This is a genomic window from Aquiflexum sp., assembly GCF_041749095.1.
Taxonomy (GTDB): Bacteria; Bacteroidota; Bacteroidia; order Cytophagales; family Cyclobacteriaceae; genus Aquiflexum.
Genome location: NZ_JBGTCA010000561.1, coordinates 1 through 5289, shown reverse-complemented (window position 1 = coordinate 5289; position 5289 = coordinate 1). Strand labels below are relative to the sequence as shown.

Genomic DNA, 5289 nt, shown 5'->3' with positions numbered 1-5289 from the left:
AAATGAATATCCGATTTGATTTCTGCCAAACCTTTGCCACATATCTTTCATCACTTCCTGTAATGAAGTTTTTTCGTCCAGTAGCATTAAATCAAGGCACAATGAAATCAGAGCGCCATGGGTATAAATACTAACTTTTTTATCCGGAATGCCTGTTTTGTAACCGTCGAGCCAAAGGTCATAACTGGACTCAATTACGGATTGATTTTTCCAACCGAAGTTGTCAAAATCTTTTTGGATATCTTTTTTGAGTACTTCTAAATAATCATTTAATGTAAAATAGCCGGATTTCATTAGATACAAATCTCCCATGTAGGTAGTAATTCCCTCCATGATTAATCCAGAATGAAGATAGACTTCTTTGGAAAGGTCATAAGGGAGTATGGGTTTTGGTCTTATTCTGCAGACATTCCAAAAATGGTATAACTCATGCGAACAAACCCCTACCAATTCGTCCATTTGCTTTTTTTCAGAAAGACTTTTGGCAGGTCCTAAAGTTATTACAGTCGAAAAGGCATGTTCAACACCATGATAATGTTTAAAGGGCAAAAGTTGGATCATGAAATGATAATCTGTTGCCGGGAATTCCCCAAAAGCTTCAATTTGAACTTGGGTAAATGAATGAAAGGCTGACCTTAAGGTTTCTTTGTCAAAAAATATTTCACCATTCAACCAAATATGGAATATTGAATCATTGATTTGATAGCAAAGATGTTCAAGGTTTTCAGTTGCGATCAATGGACTGTCTATAAGTTCCTGAAAATTCCTTGCTGTCCACTTGAAATCCCCATTTTCAAAAAGTGATGTAGCAACCTTATATGAATCCGGTAGATCGATTTCTATTTCAATTCCCTCTTCTTGGCGCTCCTTGATATCGAAAACAAAATTGCTGAAATTAAGATAGAGTTGCTGTTCATCCGACCAGCACCCTCCTGCATCCATCCTATTACAATAGAATTCATAATGAATAGAATACTTACCATTTTTTTTAGCTTGAAATTGCCAAAGGTCTTTCGAAATTTTTTTCCATAAAATATCCTTTCCTCCAAAACTTATTTTAAAGTCTTTAAGAAACTGGGCATAATTTGTCAATTCATATCTTCCGGGTCTCCATGTTGGTAGTTGTAGATGAATAACTTCATTTTCACGACATTCCAATGATAGATGGACCTGAATAAATTGTGATGGGATTGATTTTCTGGAAATGGTATAAATCATTTACCTTTGGGTTTTGATTTAAAACAAAAGTAATTGTCAGGTTTGTAAATAAAAAAAAGCTATCTATATTTGCAGTCCTTTTATGGGTATACCTCTCAGGATTGGATTAGGAAAGCAAAAAATATTAAAAAGATAGCGTCATGAAAAGAACATTTCAGCCTTCTCGTAGAAAAAGAAGAAATAAGCATGGTTTCAGACTTAGAATGTCCTCTGCCAACGGAAGAAGGGTATTGAAGTCCAGAAGAGCAAAAGGAAGACATAAGCTTACTGTTTCTTCAGAGAAAACATTGAAGAAATAATTCCCGCATTAATTTTCGTATTTTTACATACGTCAAAATATATGCAATGAATAAAAGGCTTACGAAGAATGAGAGATTACATTCTCAAAAGTTGATCAAGGAACTTTTTGACAAAGGTTCCTCTTTTTTTTTATATCCGTTCAAAGTCTTGGTATTGGAAACCGGCTCATTGGAATCGGAAACCTATCAGGTGCTTTTTTCCGTTTCAAAGAAGAAGGTCAAAAAAGCTGTACAGCGAAATCTTATTAAAAGAAGAATAAAGGAGGCTTATAGACTCAATAAGCATTTATTAACACCCCTTTCGGATCAAAAAAGAATTATTGGCCTAATATACGTTTCATCGGAAATCGCTACATTTCAGGGCATCCAAAACAAGCTAAGGAGAATTCTTGCAACAATTAACGAATCTTAACAAATTAGAAATATTTATTCATGAAGCAGACCATTAAAAAACCGATTCTATTGACTTTTGCAATCCTGCTTTCAGTAGGGATGCTTTTTTCTTTTGTCAGTAAAAATGACAAGTTGTTTGCTATTGCCAAAAACCTGGACATTTTCGCTTCATTGGTAAGGGAGCTTGATTCCTATTATGTTGATGAAATTGATGCAGAGGAGTTGGTTACCATTGGTATCAATGCGATGCTAGAGGAACTTGATCCCTATACAGAATATATTCCCGAAGAAAATTCTGATGATTTCAGGCTTTTGACCACGGGAGAGTATGCCGGAGTTGGAGCTTTGATCGGAAACCGTACAGGAGTCAATATGATATTGATGCCATATAAAGGTTTTCCTGCCCAGGCTGGTGGACTTAGGATAGGTGATCAGTTACTCAAGGTAGATACAATTGACGTTACTGATAAACTCACTTCGGATATTTCACGACTATTAAAAGGTCCTGCAAATACCAAAGTATTTGTTCAGGTCAAAAGAGGTGACGATACCCTTTCAGTCGATTTGACCAGAAAAAAAATAGTGATCAGCAATGTCCCATACTATGGAAAAATTGATGATCAAACAGGATATATCAAACTTTCTGATTTCACCACCAATGCTGCTTCAGATGTGAGAAACGCATTGAATGATTTGAAATCCCAAGGGATTACGAGATTGGTGTTGGATGTGAGGGACAATCCTGGAGGGATTTTGAAAGAGGCTGTGGAAATCGTCAATCTTTTCATTCCAAAAGGCAAAGAAGTGGTGAGCACTATTGGCAAGTTGGAGAGTGTAAACATGGTTTATAAAACAACCAAATCGCCTTTGGATAAAGATATACCATTGGTTGTACTTATCAATGAAAGAAGTGCTTCAGCGGCGGAGATTGTAGCAGGGGCACTTCAGGATTATGACAGGGCAGTTTTGATTGGAAGAAAAACTTTTGGAAAAGGCCTTGTGCAGACTACCATCCCTCTTTCTTACAATTCCCAGATTAAAGTAACTACTGCAAAATACTATATACCCAGTGGAAGATGCATCCAAGCGATAGACTACAGTCTGAAAGATGAAAACGGTAATTCTAATTCTATACCGGATAGTTTGAGGAATGAGTTCAAAACAAAAAATGGAAGAGTTGTTCTTGATGGTGCGGGAATTGAGCCTGACAAAGAGATCGCTGCCAAAAATTATTCTCCGATTACTTATAGTCTTGTGGCCAGGAGTCTGATTTTTGATTTCGGTAATAAATTTTCAATTGAAAACAGTGATATCGGAAGTCCCAGAGATTTTGAAGTCTCAGACGCTGTATATGATCAATTCGTCAATTGGTTGGAGGGAAAAGATTATGACTATACTACCTATGTTGAGAAGACTATAAACGATTTGGAAAAATACGCTGAAAAGGAAAAATTCTTTGAGGATATTAAATTGACAATTGAAGATCTTAAGAAAAAGGTGAGTCATAATAAAGAACAGGATTTGGTCACTTTCAAGGATGAAATCAAGGAAGCCATGCGAGAGGAAATTGTTTCCAGGTATTTCTATCAAGAAGGGGTTATTGAATCGTCTTTGGCAAATGATGATGAGATCAAGTCGGCATTGGAAGTTCTTTCCAATTCCACTGAGGTACATAGAATCCTCACAGCATCTGTAAAGAAGAACCAAAATTAATGGCCCTCATTCTTTCTATAGAATCGGCAACATCGGTATGTTCAGTGGCCCTGCATCAAAATGGAAATTTTTTAGGTTTGATGGAGCTAAACCAGGAAAATGTCCACGCCAAAAAACTATTGCTATTAATTGAAAGTCTGTTCAAAAATCTTGGAATTAACACTAAGGATCTCGATGCGGTTGCTGTTTCTTCGGGACCAGGTTCATATACGGGACTAAGGATTGGGGTTTCTGTTGCCAAGGGTTTAGTATACGCCCATGATATCCCGCTCATTGGAGTAGATACTTTATTGGCTTTGGCCCATCAAATAATTCCGGTAAGTAGTGATGGCGATGTTATTATACCTTTGATAGATGCAAGAAGGATGGAGGTTTATACGTCCATCGTGTCTTATAGAGGTGAAATAATTGAATCTCCCCATCCTCTAATATTGAATGATAATCCGTTTTTGGAGTATTTAAATAATGGAAAAGTATATTTCATTGGTGATGGCGTTGAAAAATTGAAAGAGATTCTCGATCATCAAAATGCTGTTTTCCCTAACGTTTTGAATTCCTCAAAATCAATGGGGACACTGGCATTTGAGAAATTTCAAAAAAACGAATTTGAGGATCTTGCCTATTTTGAGCCGAACTACTTAAAAGAGTTCAGGGTTATTGCTTCAAAAAAGAACCCTTTAATCATATGAATGAAATTGTAAATAGGGTAGCAAATAGCCCAATTGTCACCATTGATCTTGAAGAGTTCTACAGGTCAGAAGAGCGGGTTGTATTTGATTTGAAAGAATTCTTGTTTGAAGGGTTGGTCTTGCGAGAGAAAGATTTCCGTGCTGCATTAAAAGAATTGGATTGGAATATATTTAAGGACAAATTGATTGCAGTGCATTGCAGTGCAGATGCCATAGTACCCAATTGGGCCTTTATGTTGGTAGGGACATATCTGACCAACTTAAATGTAGAGTACATTATTGGAGATCTTCAGTCATTAGAACAGCATTTGTTTGAGAAATCTCTTTCCAAAATCGATCCTATGTTATACTCCGGAAAACCTGTTGTCATTAAAGGTTGTAGTAAACAGCCTGTTCCAATATTTGCATATGGAAGGATACTGTCCATTGTTCAGCCTTATGCCAAATCAGTCATGTACGGGGAGCCATGTAGTACTGTACCTCTTTTTAAGTCGCCCAAATAAAAATATACTTCTTACATACAGTTATTTACCTGTTAAGTTTAATGTTTTTTGAATTACCTATTTGGTAATGTTGTTAAAGTCCGATAAGTTTGCAATCCCATTTGAGTTAGAAGGACACAGATGTTAATAATTTGAAAAAATATTGGATTTAAGGGATTAATAATAATTCTTGCAATTTTCTGTCCGGATTTGCAGTTTAAAATTTAATTCCGATATTTGCACTCGCTTTTGAGGATAAGCCCTTAAACAAGCCTCTTAATGAAGAGGAAAAGTTCATTGAAATACTGGAAACGAAACGACAATACAGGCACATTTATGTGTCTTAATCAAGATGGGCAGGAAACATGCCACCTGAAAAACGGTGGCGAAACAAACTATACAATGGAGAGTTTGATCCTGGCTCAGGATGAACGCTAGCGGCAGGCCTAATACATGCAAGTCGGACGGCAGTGGGACCAGCAATGGGACCATGAG

6 protein-coding genes and 1 rRNA gene are annotated in these 5289 nt (G+C 36.6%); 6 read left to right on the top strand and 1 reads right to left on the bottom strand.

Features of this window, described 5'->3' with window-relative positions; genetic code table 11:
- Positions 1–1218, bottom strand: a 1218-nt coding sequence (locus tag ACEW8O_RS25160; protein ID WP_373497388.1) for a M61 family peptidase, incomplete at its 3' end; no start/stop codon positions are given.
- A gap of 140 nt (positions 1219–1358) precedes the next feature.
- Here ACEW8O_RS25160 and rpmH point away from each other — a divergent pair.
- The 6 genes from rpmH to ACEW8O_RS25130 all read left to right on the top strand — a co-directional run.
- Positions 1359–1517 carry a 50S ribosomal protein L34 gene (rpmH, locus tag ACEW8O_RS25155; RefSeq protein WP_194975274.1) on the top strand — a complete coding sequence of 53 codons (159 nt, stop codon included), beginning with the start codon at positions 1359–1361 and terminating at the stop codon, positions 1515–1517.
- 46 nt (positions 1518–1563) lie between these two features.
- The gene (gene rnpA, locus ACEW8O_RS25150; protein ID WP_373497387.1) at positions 1564–1929 is read left to right on the top strand and encodes a ribonuclease P protein component; all 366 of its coding nucleotides are present in this window, start codon (positions 1564–1566) and stop codon (positions 1927–1929) included.
- A gap of 20 nt (positions 1930–1949) precedes the next feature.
- Positions 1950–3623 (top strand): S41 family peptidase, encoded by a 1674-nt coding sequence (locus ACEW8O_RS25145; protein WP_373497386.1) that lies wholly within the window; start codon positions 1950–1952, stop codon positions 3621–3623.
- Positions 3623–4312, top strand: a complete 690-nt coding sequence (gene tsaB, locus ACEW8O_RS25140) for a tRNA (adenosine(37)-N6)-threonylcarbamoyltransferase complex dimerization subunit type 1 TsaB (protein WP_373497385.1) — start codon at positions 3623–3625, stop codon at positions 4310–4312. The genes ACEW8O_RS25145 and tsaB overlap by 1 nt, the downstream gene beginning before the upstream one ends.
- Positions 4309–4815, top strand: coding sequence for a DUF2480 family protein (locus ACEW8O_RS25135; protein WP_373497384.1), 507 nt, complete (start codon positions 4309–4311; stop codon positions 4813–4815). The genes tsaB and ACEW8O_RS25135 overlap by 4 nt, the downstream gene beginning before the upstream one ends.
- A gap of 378 nt (positions 4816–5193) precedes the next feature.
- Positions 5194–5289 (top strand): 16S ribosomal RNA (locus ACEW8O_RS25130); the annotation flags it as partial.